Here is a 19480-nt window from a genome sequence, read left to right as displayed (position 1 = left end):
AACTCACCGGTGCCGCCTCAGCGGCCCGCGGCTACTGACCGAGTTGGGCGAGGTCGATGTCGCACTCCGCGAACACGCCGAACAGCGCCGAAGTGTCGAGGTTCTCGGGATCGATGCTGTCGAGGTCGAGGTTGTCGACCAGACACTGGGCGTCCGCCTCGCTGAGACCGAGCGACTGCTGCAGGGACTGGGCGATGACATCACCGAACGAGCCGTCGGCCGGCAGGTCACCGAATCCGTCGTCGGAGGAATCGTCCCCGGCGGTGCCCCCGTCGTCGCCCGGAGCGCCCGCTTCGACGCCGTCGCCGACACCACAGACCTCGAAGTTGTAGCGCTGGATGTTCTCGGAGGCCTCCTGGAACGCCGGGTCCTCCAACGACGCCAACGCCGACGTATCGAGCGCGAGGAAGTTGTAGTCCACGTCGCTCAGCGCATCGTCGAGCTGGCGGAGGCCGTCGAAGAGGGTCTCGACGTCGTCGGAGATCTCGTCGGGGGCCCGGTCTTCAGCCTCGTCTGCGAAGTCCAGGGTGGTCTTGAAGGCCTCTTCGATGCTGCTGGCGTCGCCTGCGAACGGGTTGGTGTCGTTGCCGAGGAAGGACTCATCCTCCACGTTCTGCGCGAGTGAGCACCAGTCGCTGCCGGAATCACCCGAGAAGGACCCTCCGTCGTCGGAGGAACCACCGTCGTCGCCGGCCGCCTGGTCGGAGCCTCCGTCATCCCCCGTGGAGAACGGCGCAGCGGAATCGTCGTCGTCACCACCGCAGGCGGCAGCCACCAGCGCCAGGACGAGCAGTGCAAGAAACAGCTTCTTCATTGAAATATGTCCTCCGCCTCGAGGGCTGGGGGTCGTCGGATGTCTGGCGAAAGCCTAGAACGCGCGAGCGGTGGATTCGTTCCACCCGGGCGCAAGAGCGGTCATCGGTCGATCCTCGGGGGAACTTGACCCCCGATGAAGGGCATCAGTTGGCCAGGCCGTGGCTCTGTCGGTCGAGCCAGCCCAGCACCACCGCGATGGCCCTCGGATCGAAGCGCAGGCGGTGACCCCCGGAATGGACCATCGAGAGCTCCGCCGAGCCGTGTGCCTCGGCGATGGCACGGGCGTCGAGAGACGGGACGAGTTCGTCCTCGGTTCCGTGGATGATGAGAAGCGGGCGGGGGGCCACCTTGGCAGCCGACCGCACCGCTGACACGGCCTTCAACTCGGCGGACCATTCGTCGAAGTCGGCGGGGAAGTCGTCACCGCGGATGGCACCCAGCGAGCGGGCGTAGAGGAGCAGGCGTCGAGGGTTGGCGGCCCAGTCGCTGAAGTCTGCAGGCGTCCCGACCGACGCGGCGCCACGGACCTCGGCGTCGGTGCCCGCGGCGGCGATGGCCAACGCTCCCCCCGTCCCGAATCCGACGACCCACACTCCGTCGACGTCGTCCACCGAACGCAGGTGCGCGATGGCCGCCACCACGTCGGCCTGCCATCCGGCGAGGGAGAACTGCCCTTCGGACTCACCGCAACCCCGGTAGTTGAAGGCGAGGACCATCCAACCCATCCGTTCGGCGATGCGATCGGCGAGTTCGATGTAGGACTGGCCAGCCAACGCGGCACCGGTCGAGCCGGCGGGAAACCCATGGCACAACACGAGGCCGGGGGCACGTCCCGGGCGTGGCGGGCGCGCCAGGGTTCCGGCGAGTTCGATGTCGCCCGACGCGAAGCGCTCCTCGCTCGACGGCACCTAGATCCCGGACCGGTTCGGCGTCGTCGACGCGTCCCGGGCGACCATCAGGCCGTGCGGAGTCGGTAGCCGCGGTTGCGGGCCTCGGCGAGGGTGTCGGGGCCGAAACAGATGAAGGTCTCGGCGGCGATGAGTTCGTCGATGATCGCCTCGTCGGTGACCGCGTCGAGGTCGTAGACGACCTGGTTTCGCTTGTCGCCGAGGTAGCGGTGGTGTTCGAACGCTGAGGGTCGTTCCATGAGGCCGTCATCGTAGGGCCCTTCACGGGTCGGCGCGACCCCGATGGACGCGAAGCGGGGAGGCCACAATGGCCTCCCCGCTCACGAGTTCGGTTCCCCGGCGATCTGCCGGGGGCTGGAATGCCCGGAGGCGGCCTTACGTGCCGGGTGGGACAAGCTCCCGACAGCCGTGCTCCAAGGGTGAATGACTGGGATTCACCAGATGGTCCAGCGGCCGACTAGCGGCCATTCACCTCCGAAGTCCCACTGCGATTGCTACTCAAGTTGGACCACCTCCTTTCCTCGGTAGAGCAATCTAAGCACATGACGGCGGCGTGTGGGGAGCTATTCCGAGAGGTTTCCGCGAGGGCTCAGGGACCGTCGTCGCCGGCCCCGTCCTCGGGCTCGTTCCCGCCCTCTTCGAGTGGTTCGGGAACGGCTTCGCCGACCGCTCCGATGGCACGCAGGTAGAGCGCGTCGAGGTCGAGTACGACGACGACGTCGACGGGGTCCACCGGGATGCCCTCGTACTCCGCTCGCTCGATGAGGGCGTCGACCGCGTCGTCCTCGTCGGCGACGATCGGGCCGGTCGCGTCACGGGCGGCGTCCTCGGCGATGAGGTCGACCCGCCCGAAAGTGGCGAGCCCGCGACTGCGCAGCCAGGTGAGGTTCCAGGCGAGCAGCGACTCGACATCGTCGCGGTCGAGGCGCTCGGCCACCTCCCCGGGGAGGCGTTCGCACACGAAGTCGGTCGCTTCGGCCAGGTCGTAGACGGAAACCGGCAGGCTCCGGGCCAGGCCGCGGGTCGTGGCGTTCACGGCGAACACGGCGATGCCGATGACGAGGAGCGCCGCAACAGCGCCGAAGAGCCAGATCACCGGGGGTCCTAGAGGCCGACGCGGTCGCCGAGGCGGGACCGGTGGTCGATCGCGTCACCGAAGGTGACGGCCGTGGACTTCGCCCTCTTCAGGTAGAGGTGGGCGGGATGCTCCCAGGTGAAGCCGATGCCGCCGTGGACCTGGATGGTCGAGTTGGCGACGTGGACGTAGGCCTCGTCGGTGGTGGCCTTGGCGAGACTCGCTTCCGCGGCGAGGTCGACGTCGGCTCCTGTCCCGGCGCCTGGCCGGGTCGCGTCGACAGCTCCCGCAGCCGAGTAGGCCGCGGACCGGGCCGTCTCGATCTCGAGGAGCATGTCGGCGCAGCGGTGCTTGACGGCCTGGAACGACCCGATGCGACGGCCGAACTGCACGCGTTCGCGTGCGTAGTCGGTGGCCATCTCGAGACAACGCTGCGCGCCACCCACCGATTCGACGGCCAGCGCCACGCAGGTCACGTCGAGGGCGCGTGCCACCGCCGCATCGACCGCTCCGGGCGTGCCGACCGGGACGGCGGGCGTGTCGGCGAAGTCGAGCCGTGCGGCGGGCCGTGTGAGATCCAGCGTCGGTACCGGCGTGACGACGAGGCCCTCGGCGCCGGCGTCGCACCGCATGACGGCCGCCCCCTCCGGGGTCGAGGCCACGACCAGCACGACGTCGGCGAGGTCGCCGCCGATCACGTGGGGCGCGGTCCCCTCGAGTCGCCATCTCCCTGCGGAGACCCGGGCCCGGACAGACGACGCCGTCGGGTCGAAGCCGACCCGGTCCGCCGCGACGGCCACCGCTGCGATGGTCCCGCCGCCCGCGAGTTCACGCAACAACTCCGAGGCAGAGCCGTCCCCGATCGCGTCGAGCAGCGTCGAGGCCATCACGGTGCTCGACAACAGCGGGGCACACAGCAGGGACCGACCGGCCTCCTCGAGGACGACGGACAGCTCGCGGAAGCCGTAGCCCTGACCGCCGACCTCCTCGGGCAGCGCCAGGCTCTGGACGCCGAGTTCGGAGGCCATCCGCCGCCACAGGTCGCGGTCCATGGGGACCGGTTCGGTCATGAGTCGTCGGACCTCGGACTCGGGCGAGGTCGCGTCGAAGAACGACCGCACGACCGCGCGCAGGTCTTCTTGTTCGGGCGTCAACGCGAGCGGCACGGGCCGGACTTCCTCCCACTGCGGCGGCCGACGTGGCCACCGGTACGGCAGACTTGATACCAGGCGTCGACGCGCCGCTCCATTCGCACGCGACCGGGGGAACCCACCCATGGCCGACCACGACACCATCGAGCACTACTGCTTCGCCCAGGAGGGAACGGGGCGGAACCGCACCGCCGCCGATGCCGTGGCGACGCTGCACTACCGCGACACCGCCGCGGAGATCCACAAGGTCGTGGTGGGACCCGTCGACAACAATGTCTTCGTCCTGCGGTGCCGGGCCACCGGCGACGCGGTGCTCCTGGACGCCGCCAACGAGCACGACCAGTTGCTGGAACTCGCGCAGCGTCTCGGCGTCCGTGAGGTGCTGGAGACCCATGGACACTGGGACCACATCCAGGCCGTCCCGCAGATGCGCGACGCCGGCTACTCCGTGCACGTCACCGCGGCCGACGCGGCGATGCTGCCCTCCTATGACGAGATCCTCGACGACGGCTCGGTCATCGAGGTGGGTCGCCTGCGCCTCCACACGATCGCCACTCCCGGCCACACGCCGGGTTCCATGTGTTTCCGCCTCGAGGGCGCACCCGTGGTGTTCACCGGCGACACCCTCTTCCCGGGCGGACCGGGGGCGACGAAGTTCGAGTACGCATCCTTCGACGACATCATCGAATCGATCGACAACCGACTGTTCTCGGCCCTCGCGCCCGAGACCATCGTGATGCCCGGACACGGCGACGACACGACGATCGGCCACGAGCGGCCGAATCTCGACGAGTGGATCGAGCGGGGCTGGTGACGGCGACCCCCCGCGCGGCCGCACCCGGCGCGGGCGCGACCCGACCGTGAATGCGCTGCCCGCCGACGAGCGGCCCGTCGACCCGACCCCGCTGCACACCGCGGACCTTCCCGACACGCCGATCCGGGATCGCAACGTCCCGGCCGAGGCGTGGATCGAGGCGCCGCCGGAACTGTTGAGCCTCGGCGACGACATCGGAACCGAACTGACCGCCTACAAGCGCCGGCTCGGACGCTGGCTGCTGTGGCGGGCCGGCCCGGCCCGACGTGCGGACGCCCGCTACATGGCCCTCGACGCCTCGGACCTGTCCGTGCAGTACACGTTCCGCCTCTTCGCGGACGGCTCGGGCACCGGCATCGGTCCCAGCGGCGAGACCCACGACCGGTTCAGGGCGTGGAAGGAGGACCTGCTGGCATGGACTCCGTAGATCCGGCGGAGTCGGCGCCACCGGGGTGGCCGCACTTCGATGACGACGAGATCGAAGCGGCGATGGCCCCGCTGCGCAGCGGGAAGGTCAACTACTGGACCGGGACGCAGGGACGTTCCTTCGAGGAGGAGTTCGCCGCGGCGATGGGTGCCCGGGCGGCGGTGGCCGTCGCCAACGGGACGGTCGCTCTCGAGGTGGGCCTCGAGGCGCTCGGCGTGGGCCCCGGCGACGAGGTCGTCGTCACTCCCCGGACGTTCGTCGCAACGGCGAGCGCCGTCGTCCGTGTGGGCGCCACCCCGGTCTTCGCCGATGTGGACCCGGTGACCCAGGGGATCACGGCGGCCACCGTCGAACCGGTACTGAGCGACCGCACCCGGGCGGTGATCGTCGTGCACCTCGGCGGTTGGCCCGGCGATGTGGCGGCGCTGCGGGCGCTGTGCGACCAACGCGGGATCGCTGTCATGGAAGACTGCGCACAGGCCCACGGCGCAGCCATCGGCGGCCGAAGGGTCGGCGGCCTCGGCACCATCGCGGCGTGGTCGTTCTGCCAGGACAAGATCATGACCACCGGCGGCGAAGGCGGGATGATCACGACGAACGATGAGGCCCTCGCCGAGTCGGTGTGGGCGCTCAAGGACCACGGCAAGAGCTTCGATGCCGTGTATCGGCGCGACCACCCGCCGGGGTTCCGGTGGCTGCACGAGGGAATCGGCACCAACGCCCGGATGACGGAGTCCCAGTCGGCGATCGGCCGGGTCCAACTCACCAAGCTGGACCGCTGGGTGGACACGCGCAGGTCCCACGCCGCCCGTCTCGACGCCGCGTTCGCCGACGTCGAGGCCCTCCGCCTGACGATCCCTCCCGCCGACATCCATCACGCCTACTACCGCCATTACGCGTTCGTGCGGCCCGAACGCCTCGCCCCGGGTTGGGACCGGGACCGCATCATCGCCGAGGTGGCAGCGAAGGGTCAGGCCGTCTTCAGCGGATCCTGCGGCGAGGTGTACCGGGAGCGGGCATTCGTCGAGCGCGGCCTCGCCCCCGCCGAACCGATGCCCGTGGCCGCCGAGTTGGGCGACACGTCCCTCGCGTTCCTCGTGCACCCCACCCTCGAAGCCCGCCACATCGACGCGGTGGCCGAGGCGGTCATCGAGACGGTCGCGGCCGCGACGGCATGAGGACACTCGACCCTCGCGGCGGGTTTCTCCTATCGCCGTAGTGTTTTCCTACGGGCCGCGGCTCGTAGACTGACGCCATGGTCGCAGACGCCCCGCCACCGCTGTTCGAGATCGACGACCTGCACGTCACCGTCGACAGCGACGAGAACCACCCCGAGATCCTGAAAGGGCTGGATCTGACGGTGGGCACCGGTGAGATGCACGCCCTGATGGGCCCCAACGGCTCGGGCAAGTCCACGCTCGCCGCCGCTCTCCTCGGCAGCCCCGAGTACGAGGTGACCTCCGGATCCATCCGCCTCCGCGGCGACGACATCACCAACTGGAGCGTCGACGCACGCGGCAAGGCCGGGCTCTTCCTCGGCTTCCAGTACCCCCAGGAGTTCGCCGGCGTCTCCGTGTTGAACTTCCTGCGCCAGGCGCTTCAGGCCCGCACCGGCGCGGAGATGTCGATCATCGAGTTGCGCCGCTCGATCATGGCGTGGATGGAGCGCCTCGGGATAGACCCGAGCTTTGCGGACCGCTACCTCAACGAAGGGTTCTCGGGCGGCGAGAAGAAGCGCAACGAGATCCTCCAGATGGCCCTGCTCGAGCCCGAGGTCGCCATCCTCGACGAGACGGACTCCGGCCTCGACATCGACGCGCTCAAGGTCGTCGCCGAGGGAATCACCACGGTGCGAAACGAACGGCCCGAACTCGGCGTCGTCGCGATCACCCACTACCAGCGCCTGCTGGACTACCTCGAGCCTGACCACGTCCACGTCATCCTCGACGGCCGCATCGTCGCCTCGGGCGGCATGGAACTCGCCGAGAAACTCGACGCCGACGGCTACGAGGCCTTCCGGTGAGTGCGGCGGCCCCGGCGGCCGACACAGAGCCCGGCTTCGACGTGGCGAAGGTCAAGGCGGACTTCCCGCTGCTGAGCCGCACCGTCAACGACACGGCCATCGTCTACCTGGACTCGGCGGCCACCTCGCAGAAGCCCCGGGTCGTTCTCGACACGATGGACGACTACTACGAGACGATCAACGCGAACGTCCACCGCGGGGCCTACACCATCGCTGACATCGCGACGCGCAAGATGGAGGCCGCCCGCGCCAAGGTGGCCTCGTTCATCGGCGGGGCCGATCCGAACGAGGTCGTGTTCACGAAGAACGCCACCGAGGCGCTGAACCTCGTCGCAGGTTCGTGGGGCCGTGCCAACCTCTCGGCCGGCGATCCCGTACTGCTCACCCAGATGGAGCACCACGCCAACATCGTCCCGTGGCACATGCTCGCCGCGGAGCGCGGGATCGAATTGCGCTGGGTTCCCCTGACCGACGACGGCCAACTCGACCTGACCGACCTGGACCGCCTCCTCGACGGCGTCCGACTCGTCGGCGTCAGCGTGATGTCGAACGTACTCGGGACGATCAACCCGGTGACCGAGATCTCGAAGGCGGCTCACGCGGCCGGAGCCGTCGTCGTGGCCGACGCCTGTCAGTCGGTCCCCCACCTCCCCACCGACGTCGCCGAACTCGGCGCCGACTTCATCGCCTTCAGCGGCCACAAGATGTGTGGCCCCACCGGCGTCGGGGTGCTGTGGGGTCGCGCCGAACTGCTCGACGTCATGCCCCCGTTCCTGGGTGGCGGTGAGATGATCCTCGACGTGACCACAGAGGGGTTCACCACCAACGACATCCCCTGGAAGTTCGAGGCCGGGACGCCACCGATCGCGGAGATCATCGGCCTCGGCGCCGCGGTGGACTACCTCGAAGCCCTCGGTATGGAGGCCGTTCGCCGCCACGAGGTGGAACTCACCGCCTATGCCCTGCGGACCCTGGAGAGTCGCTTCGGCGACGGGATCACGATCCACGGTCCGTCGGAGCCCGCGGCACGCGGTGGGGCCCTCTCGTTCGCGTTCGGCGACATCCATCCCCACGACATCTCACAGGTGCTCGACCAGCACGCAGTCTGTGTCCGGGCCGGCCACCACTGCGCCAAACCACTGATGCGTCACCTGGGGGTGGGTGCGACAGCCCGCGCTTCGGTGTACATCTACAACGACGAGTCCGACATCGACGCCCTCGGTGACGCTCTCGAACACGCTGCCGACTTCTTCGCATTCTGAGGACCGCCACGATGCCAGACCTCGAAGATCTCTACCGTGAGATCATCCTCGACCACTACCGCAACCCCCGTAACCGGGGCACGCTCGAGGCGCCGCCCGCGCACCGCGCCGAGGGTTTCAACCCCCTGTGCGGCGACGAGGTGATCGTCTACATCGACGTCGACGACGCCGGCAACGTCGGCGAGGTACGCATCGACGGCCAGGGCTGTTCGATCTCGCAGAGTTCGGCGTCGATGATGTCGGCCGCGGTGAAGGGCCACTCTTCGGCCGAGGTCCGTGACCTCGCCAGGGCCTTCAAGCAGATGATGTCCATCCACGAGACGGACATCGGCGGCGACGGCAGCGAAGCCGAGGTCGAACCGCCGCCCAGCGGCGAGGTCGGCTCCGAACTCGGGGACCTCGAGGCACTGCGCGGCGTGGTCAAGTTCCCGGTCCGGATCAAGTGCGCCACCCTGTCGTGGAACACGCTCCTGAGCGCCCTCGACGAGATCGACGCCGACGCTACCGGTACCTGAACCTGTCCATCACGTCGCCGTGGTCGCCGCGCAGGGACGCTGCGAGTGGCCCGGGAAGCTCATCGCGCCACGCGCCGGGCCGGCCCCGTCGGAAGAACCGGTCCGAGGCGGGCGGGCGTTCGGAGAACCCGACAGCGTCCTCGATGGCCCGCAGACGCTGAAACGACGTCGCCTCCACGGCCGCCTCGAGTCGCTCGGTGGTCCCCCTGTGGCCGAGGAAGGCGAGCGCCGAGCCGAACGTGGCGACGGGGTCCGAGACACAGTCCTCGTACCGGACGACGTGCACATCGAAGGGTGTCTCGTCCAGCCAGGACACCACATGGTCGGACCACCTCCCGAGTCTCTGGACGACTTGGCGGCCACCGCTGGACCCGCCGACCGCGAACTCCGCGTCGTTCATCACCGCGACAGCCCGTTCCATGGTCCACCCGTTGTGGTGCGCCCAGGACACCGCGACGTCGCGCGGGTCCCGCACGACGTAAACGGCACCTCTCGTGGCGGCGACCGAGACGGCAGGCATGCCCGAGTCACCGCAGCGGAACGCATCGTGCACCTTGCACGGCAGCCGCTCACCTCCCGCGGCGTCGATCACGTCGTCGGCAACGGGCCTCAGCCGGGCGATCTCAGCGTCGGTCAGCAGCGTGGAGACCAGCCCTAGGGCGCCGTCGAGTCGGCCCCGCCACGATGCAATGCCTTCGGACCGGAGGTCCTCGAGATCTGTGAGCATGTCCCCGCTCCCGAGCCGGAGCCAGGCCGTCAGCACCGCTCTGAACCACGTGTTGCCCGATTTCGGATACGACGAGAGCCAGACGGTGTCACCCACCGGTGCCTCCGGTGACGGTGATGACCCCGGCCACGATGGCCCCGGGGTCGACGTGAGCGGCTGGCACCGTCAACCTGGCCGTGCTGAGACGTCGAGCAAGGGCTGTCACGAACTCGAATCGGCGCGGCTGTAGACCGAGCCCCTCCAGCGCCCAGGGGTGCCAGCCGGCGGTGACCAACCGGGTGACGGCATCGAAGGTGTCCCCCGTGGCGACCTCGGGACGTTCGACGTGGTCGCTTCGGACAACGTGAATCAGATGAGTGGCCTCCACGGGTTCTTTCGCGGCAGTGAGCTCGTAGCGGCGCTTGGAGACGCCGGGACGTATCACTGAACCGTCGCCGAGGCCGAGGGCTGCGGCAGCGTCGGGCTGGAGTTCCACCCGACCACCCCGAGGATCGATCCATCCGGACTCGACGACGGTCACCATGTCGGCGAGCACCGCACCGCCGGCACCCGCGAGCGCGGCGGCGACTGTGGAGGCGCCGCTGGCGGCGTCTCCGACGATGATCACCCCGGCCTGCGCGTGGGAAACCGCCGCCGCCCGCAACGGGAACCGGCCCGCCAGTACGTCGCCGAGCGCGACAGCTGGGATCACCAGCGCCTCGATCGAGCCGGGTTCGTCGCCGTCCACGACGGACGCGACGACCGCCCCGGAATCGTCCACCTCCACGCGACCCAGCCCGTCGACGGCCACGACGCCGCGGTCCGGGCGGACCGCGGCGACCGGGATCGACGCCGATGCTCCGTCCAGCACCTCAGCGGCCTCGGGTTCCGTACGGTTTCACGTACTCCACGACAGCGGTGGGGAGCGGACGATCCCGCCGCCGCTCGAACCACCGGAGGTGGGCGCTCACCATCAGGGCACGTGGCAGCGTGAAACGCAGCTCGGACGCCTGCCTGCCGCGCGGCGCAACGTCCGGCCAGCCGTCGAGGATCCCGGCTAGACGGTCGACGTCGATGATCTCCGAGGACAGCGCATGGCCCCTGGCGGCAGCCACCTGCTCCTCGAACACGGTACGCATCTCGCCGAACCTCTCGAACCAGTCGGGCAACTGCGCGCCCCTGGTGCGACGGTCGAGGATCTCGGCGGGAACCAGGTCACGCATCGCCCGGCGGCAGACGGCACGGTCCACACCTTCGACGCGTCGGACCGTCTCGGGCTGGGCCAGCGCGGCATCGAGGACCCGTCGGTCCGCCAACGGATCCCTCGTCACCGCCCCCGTTAGCAGCGCCCGTGCCTGCGACGTCTCCGCGTGTGCCGCCGCACTTCGCAGCGAGACGTCCACCTGCTCGGCCCGCCAGGACGTGGCACCCGTGAACAGACCCGCCACATCGTCGTCGCCGAGGATCGCCCGCGCCCCGGGTCGCACCGCCCACGCCGAGCGCCATCGCCGGATCGCATCGTCCATCGGCACGCGGCCGAGGCGACGTCGAACCCGCGCCGGCACGAGAGGCGACAGAAGGTCCCGACGGAGAACGTGTGCGAGGGTCGTCCCCGTCAGCCTCCCCCGGGCACGGGCCTCATGGAGCAGCCGCACCGGCCGGCCCTCCCGTAGGAGTTCGACGAGCCATTCCGGTCCGTCGGCGCTGAAGGCGAGGTTCCCCTCCTCCCCAACGAGCACGACGTCGACGCCGTCTCCGGCCGCCGCGGCGTGAGCTGCGTCGTACCAGAGCGCATTGGCGACGTTGCGCGCGGCGACCCCACCCAGCTCCCAGAACTTCTCATGGGCAACGAAGACGTCCCCGCTGTCGCTCCCTGTGAACGTCGTTCGCAACGTCGGGTGGCGCGCCGCGAGCGCCTCGACGGCGGACCTCTCGTCGGCGACCCATCCCGGGCCGACGTCACCGGTCCAACCCGGCGGCGGCACCGATGTGTAGGACCGCACCGGCCCGTCGTGAAGCTCGACGGCGACCGCCGCCACCGACGCCGAGTCGAGCCCACCGCTGAGAAGCACCCCGGGTGATGCCGCGTCATCCAGGGCGTCGGCCACTGCTTCCTCGAGGGCGCCTCGCAACCGGGTGGCGTGGTCGTCGATCGGGGCGTCGTCGACCACGTCACGGGGACGCCACCACCTCCGCGACGTGACACCGTCGGCCCTGCACAGCAGCATCGTCCCGGGTGGGATCCGACTCACGCCTGCCACCAGGGTCCGTTCTCCTGCGAACAGACCGGCGGCCATTTCCACCGCCCGCCGCTCGTCGAGGTGGTGCCCGACGGCCTGGAGCCCGGTGAGGGCCAGAGCGTGGGATGCGAAAGCCACCATCTCATCGTTCCGCCATACACACAGTGGAGTAGCGGCCGCCGGTCCGACGGCGAGCATCAGCATCTCCCGCTCCGGGTCGACCACCGCCAGGGCGATGTCTCCGAGACGCCCGATGGCAGCGGGGCCCCGACGCAGGTAGAAGCCGAGGGCGACGTCGGCGTCGCAACCGGGGGAAAGGCCGAGCTCCGCGGCCAGGCGACGCGATCCGGCGAGGCGTCCGCCGGTGGCCGCGGCCGTCCCGGATGCCGCGACCGACAGCGACGGATCCGCTCCGGCGGCACCTGCCGACAACATGATGACGCGCCCGGGTCCGAGGCCACCCCGCCACCCGTGGACTGGCGCGGCTCCGAGTGAACCGGCGAGACCGGACACATCAGGAGTGGGCGTTTTCCACGTGACCACTCCGCCGATCAGATTCATGGCCGCGATGGTGCACGACCGGACGAGCCGGACGCCACTATCCCCGCCCCCGCTGCTTCGGTCCCCACGGCCTGGTCCAACCGATGATCGGCGCCACGTCCTGCGAAGTTGCTATCGTGACCCCCATGGCGGAATCCGATCACGACATCACGCCCACCCCGGGACAACAGCGCCCCTGGCACGCACCGACGCTCCGGTCCGTTTCAGCACGGCTCACCGCCAACGGCGCGACGACCGGCTCTGACGGCGGTGGACGTCCGGCGAGCACCGCCGCCTCGCCGTTCTGAGCGACCCGCGCCGGGGCATTCCTCTCCGGTAGGTCACCGCCCGGACATGAGCGACAACGCAACTTCGGCGACCTGTTTCGCCGAGCACCCCGCCGGAGGTCGCCGGAGCCGCACGACGGGCACCGCCTCTGCGACTGCGACACGTTCGGCGAACATCATGCGGGGGTCCAACGCGTCGCCGACGCGGCGCAGGTAGCTGAGGCGGTGCAGGGCTGAGATGGCATCCATCCCGTCGAGCGTCTCGACGGTCGGCCCTCGGACGCTCTCATCTCTTTCGAGGCTCACCACGACACTCACCACACGCGGCCGCGTGTCCCCCCAGGGGATGGCAACCTTCCCGACCCCGTCCGCGACCGGGCCTGTCAGATCGACTCCGCCCGACCGAGCGTCCTCGGGGAAGACCATGAGGGGGCGGCCATGGCCAGCGGTGGTGACCGTGTGATCGTTGCGCCGAAGGACGGCGACGTCGTCGGCGACGGCTGCGGCCCCGAGCGCGACCGCCGCGAGCGCAGTCGTGGACTTTCCGATGCCGCGCGGTCCTCCCAGGACGATCGCTTGCCCGTCGACGGCGACCGCCGTGGCATGCAGGCAGATGTGGCCTGCCAGGGTGGCGACGATTCCCGCGACGGGGCCGAGCATCACCGCCGCGAGCCGCACCGGGTCGACGCCGGGCACAGGACGGATGGTCACACCGTCGGGGCGGACCTCCACGTGGGCACAGCTCGGGAACCATGCGGTGCAGTGCCCATGCGAGACCCGGAACCACGAGCCGTGTCGGAGCCCACCCGCTTCCCGATCCGCCGGCCCGTAGGCGACAGGTTCCGCGAGCGTGACGGGCACACCCAGCACCTCGGCGGGCACGTCCGAGCGGAAGGCATCCCCGCCGCGATCGGATCCGTCGCCGGGACGGTCCGGGGAACGACCGGAACCGGCAGTCACCGAACCAGTCCCTCGATCCGTTCGCAGAGGTCGTCGAGTGGCCAGCCCTCCCGGGGCCGGCGCAGCTCGAATACCGGTAGTCGGTGCGCCACCGTCGCCCGCCATGCGAAGAGTTCCGTGGGCCAGATCTGTGAGACGACCGTGCGCCAGCTCGTCTGGATGTCGACCGCGACGAAGGCGTCGCTCCCCGACAACCGCCCGATGACCGGCTCCGACACGTCGTCGGGCACGAGTACGACGACCGCGGCCACCTCCCCGGGCTCCGCATCCACCCACGGGATCGTCAACTTGGAACCGTCGGCGCCATCGGACACCGCGGGCCCGAGATCCAGCCCTACCATTTCGATGGTGTCGGGCCAGACGTGCAGCGGGCGCCCGATCGACACCGTGTGTACACGTGGGTCGTCGACGTCGAGGACAGTGAGGTCATCGGTCACCGGCTCCGCCCCGCGTGCCACCAGCGACAGCGACGTCGTGGTCTTGCCCGCACCGCGGTTCCCCGAGAGAGCCACGCGCGTCCCGTCTACCGCGACCGTTGACGCGTGCAGCGCGAATCGCTTCTGCTGGCCGAGTACCAGGGTGGCCACCAGCCCGTAGAGGTAGGCCGCGAGGTATTCGTCGTCCAGCCCGGGTTGTGGGTGGATCGCCACCTTGCGGCCCTGCTCCACGCAGATGTGGCCGACCCGGTCGGCCCAGATGACCGCCCGGCCGCCATCCGCGTGGACTCGCAGGTGTTCGCCACCCCCGAGGCCGCTCAACTCGCGCAGGCCCCCGGGCTCCGGTTCGCCATGACGGGTGACCGTGACGGTCGCGCCCACGAGTCGGGCGGGGAGGGTGGCGTTCCCTCCGGCGACGCCGGGACTGTCGCTCGGACGGTCGTTCACCCGCCCACTATCGTCGTCGAGGGACACGGAGGCCAACACACCGCGACGCACGACAGCGGGTGGATCTCGATACGTGAACCTGGCGGGCGGTGTTGTAATGGTGCGGGCTGCGGCCCACCACCAGCGTATTTCTCCGCCACCGACCTCGTTGTCGGCGCCTCATCTCTCGTTCAGCGGCCCCGGTAACTCGCAAGCGGCGTGTGTGCCTCCTGCTGCCCCGCACCGTTGACGACGATGTTGCCGACGCTCACCCAGGCGTGCGCCCCCAGTGTCGCCGCGTCCGCCACCCCGAGATGGATGACCGTTTCAACCCCCCGGGCTGTGAGAGTGCGGCGACACGCCAGTACCTGGCGCAGACACCCCGGATGCCACGGAAGCACCGCTGCGATACGCGCAACCAGGCGACCGACCTCGATACCCAGCCGCAGGTCCGCGTCCGACGCGGGGGCGAGTCCCGCCGGGTCGAGCGCAGGACGCGCGTCACCGAGCAGCGGCGAGATCGCGCTGCGACGCACGACCGCCAACTGTGCCGATGCGCGGACCAACTCGAATCCACAGCGCAGTGCCAACCGGCGCCGACCGGCGTCCATCGTGATCGCAGTCTTCAGCGCACGAAGCACGTGCACCCTTCCCGTCGACAGTCACCGTCTGCACCAATGATGGACAGGAGCGCCCTGCGGGCGCCACACTCCGGGGCGTGTCCATGACCGACCTCACCCAAGACTCAGTGGTGGTTCGCAGCCGGCGGCCACTCACGGCCCCTGTGAACGACGACCTCGTGATGCTGGACCCGGATTCGGGGAACTACTACGGGCTCGACGACATCGGCCAGCACATCTGGTCGCTGATCTCCGAACCCGCTGCGGTCGGCACCATCTGTTCGGCCCTGATGGCGGACTACGACGTCGACGAGGCGACCTGTCGCAACGACGTGATCGCGCTGCTCAGCGACATGGTCGAGGCGGACCTCGTCACCGTCACCAACTGAGCGCCGTTCCGTCCGCAACCTCGCCCCCCTGCCCACCGGGGCACGACACGAATCCAGGCGCGTAGAATCTGCCGATGGCGCACACCACCAACCCAGAGGCTGAATCGGAGCGGAGCCGGTGGCACGAGCCGATGCTGCGGCGACTGTCGATCGACGCGACCAACGCGGAGGATCCGGTCACCGACGATCCGGTCACGACGTTCTCCTGATCGACCTTCTGCGCGTCCTCGCCTTCGCGCTCGCACGTGAATCGGGTGAGGCGTGCTCTCCCCCGCCCGTGGGCGACCCGGCGGCGTTCGCCGACGCAGCCGAATACCATCTCGTCGTCCCGGTCATCGCCCCGATCCTGTCAGAGCTGGACCTTCCCGCGGATGTCCGGTCCTCGCTCATGCACAAAGCACACACCCAGGCCCTCCGGAGCCTGCACGCCGGAGCCCAACTCGGCGAGATCGTCTCGACGCTGACAACCGCCGGTGTACCGCTGCTGGTCCTCAAGGGACTTCCGCTGGCGCTGAACACGACCGGCCGCCTCGCCGGTCGGCACCCTGGGGACATCGACGTCCTCATCGACGTGGGCACCCTCGACGAGGCGGCCGCCGCTCTCGTCGCCGGAGGCTGGGACCCGCCCCGGGACCGGGCGAACGGCGTGGACCCGTCCTGGCGGCGCTGGCTGCGGTACGTGTTCAACCAGGTGCTGATGACCCGCGACGACGCCGCCGTGGAGATCCACTGGCGTCTCGAGTCCACGGTGGCGACGGACGTCGACTTCGCGGGCCTCTGGCACCGCCGCGGTTCGGTCTCGCCCTCAGACACGGAGATACCGGTTCTGGGTGAGGTGGACGAGATGACGTTCGTGGCGGTGCACGCGGGGCGCCACCGCCTCGAGCGACTGAAGTGGGCCGTGGACGTGGCCCGGCTCCTCGCCCAACGCCCCCAGCTGGTCGACGAGGTCACCGCGACCGCCGACGCCTGGCATGCGCGGCGCTGCCTCGACGTCGCCTTCGACGGTGTCGATGCTCTCGGACTGTTGGATCTGGGTGCCACCCCGGACCCGTCGATCCTCGAGCCCCTGGACAAGTTCGCGCTCATGCGGTTCCGCTACGGCCTCGTCGAACGGCCCGCGGACAAGGTCCGCATGCTGGCCGGCTACGTGGGGCCACAGCCCGCGCTGGCCGACGAGCGCGTGCCCGACCGGCTCGCTCTCGCCGCCGCACCCTTCCGTCAACTCTGGCGGGGCATCAGCCGCAGGTGAGGGCGTTCAACCACCGGCAGCGCCGTAGTCGATGCCTGTCAGCTCGGCGAGACGGCGCTTCGACTCGGCGAACCTCTCCCGCAGCGTCTCGATCAGGTCCGGGTCCGCCGGATCGCGTCGGCCCACGTTGTGAGCGTCGAACTCGGGGCGGGGCGCCGCGTCCGGATCCACTCCGATGAATCGCAGACAGTCTGCGTACACCGGCCACGGATCTTCGGCGAGGGCCTCGTAGGTCGTGATCAGCATCTGCGACCGCGGATAGAACTGCCACCAGCGTTCCAGTTGATCCGCGTACTCGCCGCGCGCCAGGTAGCTGTGTTCCCAGTACGCACGTTCTGGTTCGAGACCGCGGGCCAGGAGTTCCCGGGACGCTCGGAGCCGTCCGTCCTCAGCCGCGAACGCCTCTGCTGCCGGAAGGTCCTCCTGTCCCCTGCTCACCACCATGGCGTGGTGCGAGAATGCCCGGTCCACCGGCTCACGCAACACGACGATGAGTCGGACGTTCGGGAGGACCGCGGCCATCCGAGCAGGAACGTGCTCGTGGAACAGGTAGATGGGCGTCGCCTCCCCTGTCACGACCGGCCCGCCCGTACGTAGCCGTCGCGCCCACATCGCCGGCAGCGCCGGAAAGCCGAGGCGGTACGACGCGAAGGACTCGCCGCCCGGTCCCTGACGGCTGTCGAAGAAGTGCTGCTCCTTGCGGCGGCCGGCCATCACCTGAGGGTGGCTCGTCATCCACCGGTACAGAGAGGTCGTCGCCGCCTTCATCGCGCCGATGATCACGAAGTCAGGGGCCGCGTGCGTCGCCACGGGCGAGCGACCGAGCACTTCTTTCAGAACACGCCGAGGCTCGATCACGCGAGCCCGACTCAGGTGTCCTCTACGCCTGCACGGCGCGAAAAGAGCGCTTCGAGGTCGTGCTCCAGCGTGTCGCCGTCATCATCGGACTGATCGTCCCAGAGGTTGTCGTCACCGTTGCGTCGCTTCTTCATCGAGCCCTGTTCTCGGACCGGGTAGCCGTAGCCGTAGGCCCCGTAGCCGTAGGTTCCGCCCCGGGGGGCGTCGTTGAGCACCGTGCCGATCACGGGCGCATTGACCTGGGCGAGCAGTTCGACCGCCCGGACGAGTTCCTTCTTGCGGGCACGGTTGGCCTTGGCCACGACGAGGACGGCGTCGACCTGGCCGGCGAGCACGAGCGCGTCCGAAACCGGCAGAACGGGGGGCGAGTCGACGAGGACGACGTCGGCGGCTTCGCCGAGCATCATGAGCAACTCGCGCGTGGTGCGACCACCGAGCGCCTCGGAGGGATTGGTGGTCGGCCGCCCAGCCCCGATCGCGAGAAGCGAGAGGTTGGCGGCCTTCGGCGACGGCACTGCCGTCGAACGCGGTGTCGCCTCACCCAGGAGCACATCGGTGAAGCCCGGGCGGCGCCTGAGCCCGAGGAACCGGTGGATCCGCGGGTTACGAAGGTCTCCGTCGAGGATGATGACGCGCCGTCCTGCGCGGGCCATCGCGACGGCCAGGTTGACCACCGTGGTGGACTTCCCTTCGCCCGGATTGGCCGACGTCACCTGGATCGTGCGAATCGAGCGGTCGAGGGAGAAGAACTGCATTGCCGTCCGCAGGGTCCGATATGCCTCCGCCGTGTCCGAGGATGGTTCGTCGAGCGAGACGAGCCTCTCATCGTCATCTCGTTTCCAGTCTGCGACGTGGGGGATCACGGCGAGGGTCGGTAGCCCCGACGCCTTCTCGAGGTCCTCCTTCGAACGGATTCGGTCGTCGAGCGTCTCGCGCAACAGGACGAGTGCCAGACCGATGGCCACGCCGATGATGCCACCGAGGATGCCGTTGCGCACGGGCTTGGGGCTGTAGGGGCCGGCCGGGACCCCGGCGGGGCTGATCACCTGAGCGGTGATCCCTCCCGAGAGATCGGCTCCCAGTGCGAGCGACTCGATCGCGTTGAGGTAGACGAGGCGCTGCGAGTTCAGTGCGGCCGCCTCGGGGTCGTCGGCGTCGAGCGACTCGAGAAGGACGTCGATGTCGTCGATGCGCGCCTGAACCACGGCAGCTGTCGCCAGGTAGTCGTCCACAGCCCGCTGGCGGCGCTCTTCGATGTAGGTCTCGGCGTAGGCGTTGGCGAAGCGGGCCGCCACCTCGGGATCTCCGTCGGACACGCGGATCTCGATGACCGAGGCCTCACCGTCGACCTGGGCGTCGACGCCGGGAGCCGAGCCCTCGGTCTCGCGCACGGCGCTACGCATCACGCTGGACTCGATGAACGCGACTTCGGTCTCGAGTCGGTCGGCCTGGCCGATCTGTCCATCGCCGGCGTCGACGACGTTCGCGGCCTGCTGGACACCGACCAGTACGTCAGCCGTGGAGCGGTAGCGGTCGGCCTGGAGGGTTGTCAGCCCGTAGCCGAGTCCCGCGCAGACGACGATGGCCGCGACGAGCAGGTGCCACCCGCGTCGCAGGACCCTCATGTAGTCCTGAATACTCAGTTCGTAGTCGTCCACCGGGGTTTCCCTGGCCGCAATGAGCGTGAAAACGAGGCGGCCCTCGAGCCTCTCGCAGCCGAGACTACCCGTCGTCGGGTCCCCGTGGTCGGAACCCACCAGCCCATCAGGCTCCG

General features: G+C 69.5%; 23 protein-coding genes. 10 read left to right on the top strand and 13 right to left on the bottom strand.

The window, feature by feature from the left end; genetic code table 11:
- Positions 1 to 31 precede the first annotated feature (31 nt).
- From RIE08_07765 to RIE08_07745, 5 genes are all read right to left on the bottom strand, one after another.
- Positions 32 to 814 (bottom strand): hypothetical protein, encoded by a 783-nt coding sequence (locus RIE08_07765; protein ID MEQ8717496.1) that lies wholly within the window; start codon positions 812 to 814, stop codon positions 32 to 34.
- A 145-nt stretch (positions 815 to 959) separates the two neighbouring features.
- On the bottom strand, positions 960 to 1724 hold the full coding sequence (locus tag RIE08_07760; GenBank protein ID MEQ8717495.1) for an alpha/beta fold hydrolase: 765 nt from the start codon (positions 1722 to 1724) through the stop codon (positions 960 to 962).
- Between the two features lie 47 nt (positions 1725 to 1771).
- Positions 1772 to 1963, bottom strand: coding sequence for a hypothetical protein (locus RIE08_07755; GenBank protein MEQ8717494.1), 192 nt, complete (start codon positions 1961 to 1963; stop codon positions 1772 to 1774).
- 350 nt (positions 1964 to 2313) lie between these two features.
- The gene (locus tag RIE08_07750) at positions 2314 to 2820 is read right to left on the bottom strand and encodes a hypothetical protein (protein MEQ8717493.1); all 507 of its coding nucleotides are present in this window, start codon (positions 2818 to 2820) and stop codon (positions 2314 to 2316) included.
- An 8-nt stretch (positions 2821 to 2828) separates the two neighbouring features.
- Complete coding sequence (locus RIE08_07745; protein ID MEQ8717492.1) at positions 2829 to 3965, bottom strand: acyl-CoA dehydrogenase family protein; 1137 nt, start codon at positions 3963 to 3965, stop codon at positions 2829 to 2831.
- A 109-nt stretch (positions 3966 to 4074) separates the two neighbouring features.
- On the opposite strand from RIE08_07745, the gene RIE08_07740 reads away from it, so the two are divergent.
- From RIE08_07740 to RIE08_07715, 6 genes are all read left to right on the top strand, one after another.
- Complete coding sequence (locus RIE08_07740) at positions 4075 to 4764, top strand: MBL fold metallo-hydrolase (protein MEQ8717491.1); 690 nt, start codon at positions 4075 to 4077, stop codon at positions 4762 to 4764.
- 46 nt (positions 4765 to 4810) lie between these two features.
- Entirely contained in the window at positions 4811 to 5191 is a 381-nt protein-coding gene (locus RIE08_07735; protein ID MEQ8717490.1) for a hypothetical protein, read from the top strand.
- The gene (locus RIE08_07730) at positions 5179 to 6369 is read left to right on the top strand and encodes a DegT/DnrJ/EryC1/StrS aminotransferase family protein (GenBank protein MEQ8717489.1); all 1191 of its coding nucleotides are present in this window, start codon (positions 5179 to 5181) and stop codon (positions 6367 to 6369) included. The genes RIE08_07735 and RIE08_07730 overlap by 13 nt, the downstream gene beginning before the upstream one ends.
- 77 nt (positions 6370 to 6446) lie before the next feature.
- Positions 6447 to 7214, top strand: coding sequence for a Fe-S cluster assembly ATPase SufC (sufC, locus tag RIE08_07725; GenBank protein MEQ8717488.1), 768 nt, complete (start codon positions 6447 to 6449; stop codon positions 7212 to 7214).
- The gene (locus RIE08_07720) at positions 7211 to 8476 is read left to right on the top strand and encodes a SufS family cysteine desulfurase (protein ID MEQ8717487.1); all 1266 of its coding nucleotides are present in this window, start codon (positions 7211 to 7213) and stop codon (positions 8474 to 8476) included. The genes sufC and RIE08_07720 overlap by 4 nt, the downstream gene beginning before the upstream one ends.
- 11 nt (positions 8477 to 8487) lie before the next feature.
- The gene (locus tag RIE08_07715; GenBank protein ID MEQ8717486.1) at positions 8488 to 8991 is read left to right on the top strand and encodes an SUF system NifU family Fe-S cluster assembly protein; all 504 of its coding nucleotides are present in this window, start codon (positions 8488 to 8490) and stop codon (positions 8989 to 8991) included.
- Here the strand turns inward: RIE08_07715 and RIE08_07710 are convergent.
- From RIE08_07710 to RIE08_07700, 3 genes are read right to left on the bottom strand one after another with little or no spacing between them, the layout of a single operon-like run.
- Entirely contained in the window at positions 8978 to 9814 is an 837-nt protein-coding gene (locus RIE08_07710; protein MEQ8717485.1) for a sulfotransferase domain-containing protein, read from the bottom strand. The genes RIE08_07715 and RIE08_07710 overlap by 14 nt on opposite strands.
- Positions 9807 to 10568, bottom strand: coding sequence for a hypothetical protein (locus RIE08_07705; GenBank protein MEQ8717484.1), 762 nt, complete (start codon positions 10566 to 10568; stop codon positions 9807 to 9809). The genes RIE08_07710 and RIE08_07705 overlap by 8 nt, the downstream gene beginning before the upstream one ends.
- 1 nt (position 10569) lies before the next feature.
- Positions 10570 to 12498: an asparagine synthase-related protein gene (locus tag RIE08_07700; GenBank protein ID MEQ8717483.1), complete on the bottom strand. Its 1929-nt coding sequence runs from the start codon at positions 12496 to 12498 to the stop codon at positions 10570 to 10572.
- A gap of 125 nt (positions 12499 to 12623) precedes the next feature.
- Between RIE08_07700 and RIE08_07695 the strand changes: the two genes are divergently transcribed.
- Positions 12624 to 12785, top strand: coding sequence for a hypothetical protein (locus tag RIE08_07695; GenBank protein ID MEQ8717482.1), 162 nt, complete (start codon positions 12624 to 12626; stop codon positions 12783 to 12785).
- Positions 12786 to 12818: 33 nt separating this feature from the next.
- Here the strand turns inward: RIE08_07695 and RIE08_07690 are convergent, their stop codons facing one another.
- The 3 genes from RIE08_07690 to RIE08_07680 form a co-directional block, all read right to left on the bottom strand.
- Entirely contained in the window at positions 12819 to 13724 is a 906-nt protein-coding gene (locus tag RIE08_07690; protein MEQ8717481.1) for a hypothetical protein, read from the bottom strand.
- Positions 13721 to 14608 (bottom strand): hypothetical protein, encoded by an 888-nt coding sequence (locus RIE08_07685; protein MEQ8717480.1) that lies wholly within the window; start codon positions 14606 to 14608, stop codon positions 13721 to 13723. The genes RIE08_07690 and RIE08_07685 overlap by 4 nt, the downstream gene beginning before the upstream one ends.
- A 170-nt stretch (positions 14609 to 14778) precedes the next feature.
- The gene (locus tag RIE08_07680; GenBank protein ID MEQ8717479.1) at positions 14779 to 15228 is read right to left on the bottom strand and encodes a lasso peptide biosynthesis B2 protein; all 450 of its coding nucleotides are present in this window, start codon (positions 15226 to 15228) and stop codon (positions 14779 to 14781) included.
- 83 nt (positions 15229 to 15311) lie between these two features.
- Between RIE08_07680 and RIE08_07675 the strand changes: the two genes are divergently transcribed.
- The 3 genes from RIE08_07675 to RIE08_07665 all read left to right on the top strand — a co-directional run bounded on the left by RIE08_07675 (position 15312) and on the right by RIE08_07665 (position 16848).
- Entirely contained in the window at positions 15312 to 15596 is a 285-nt protein-coding gene (locus RIE08_07675) for a PqqD family peptide modification chaperone (protein ID MEQ8717478.1), read from the top strand.
- Positions 15597 to 15670: 74 nt separating this feature from the next.
- Entirely contained in the window at positions 15671 to 15805 is a 135-nt protein-coding gene (locus RIE08_07670) for a hypothetical protein (GenBank protein ID MEQ8717477.1), read from the top strand.
- Positions 15806 to 15873: 68 nt separating this feature from the next.
- Positions 15874 to 16848 (top strand): nucleotidyltransferase family protein, encoded by a 975-nt coding sequence (locus tag RIE08_07665; protein ID MEQ8717476.1) that lies wholly within the window; start codon positions 15874 to 15876, stop codon positions 16846 to 16848.
- A gap of 6 nt (positions 16849 to 16854) precedes the next feature.
- On the opposite strand, the gene RIE08_07660 is transcribed toward RIE08_07665, so the two are convergent.
- Together RIE08_07660 and RIE08_07655 are read right to left on the bottom strand one after the other, a co-directional pair.
- Entirely contained in the window at positions 16855 to 17658 is an 804-nt protein-coding gene (locus RIE08_07660; GenBank protein MEQ8717475.1) for a sulfotransferase domain-containing protein, read from the bottom strand.
- 59 nt (positions 17659 to 17717) lie between these two features.
- Positions 17718 to 19463 (bottom strand): polysaccharide biosynthesis tyrosine autokinase, encoded by a 1746-nt coding sequence (locus RIE08_07655; protein ID MEQ8717474.1) that lies wholly within the window; start codon positions 19461 to 19463, stop codon positions 17718 to 17720.
- Positions 19464 to 19480 lie beyond the last annotated feature (17 nt).

The sequence above is a fragment of the Acidimicrobiales bacterium genome (genome assembly GCA_040219085.1).
Lineage (GTDB): Bacteria > Actinomycetota > Acidimicrobiia > Acidimicrobiales > JAVJTC01 > JAVJTC01.
This window is presented reverse-complemented; position numbering and strand designations above follow the sequence as displayed.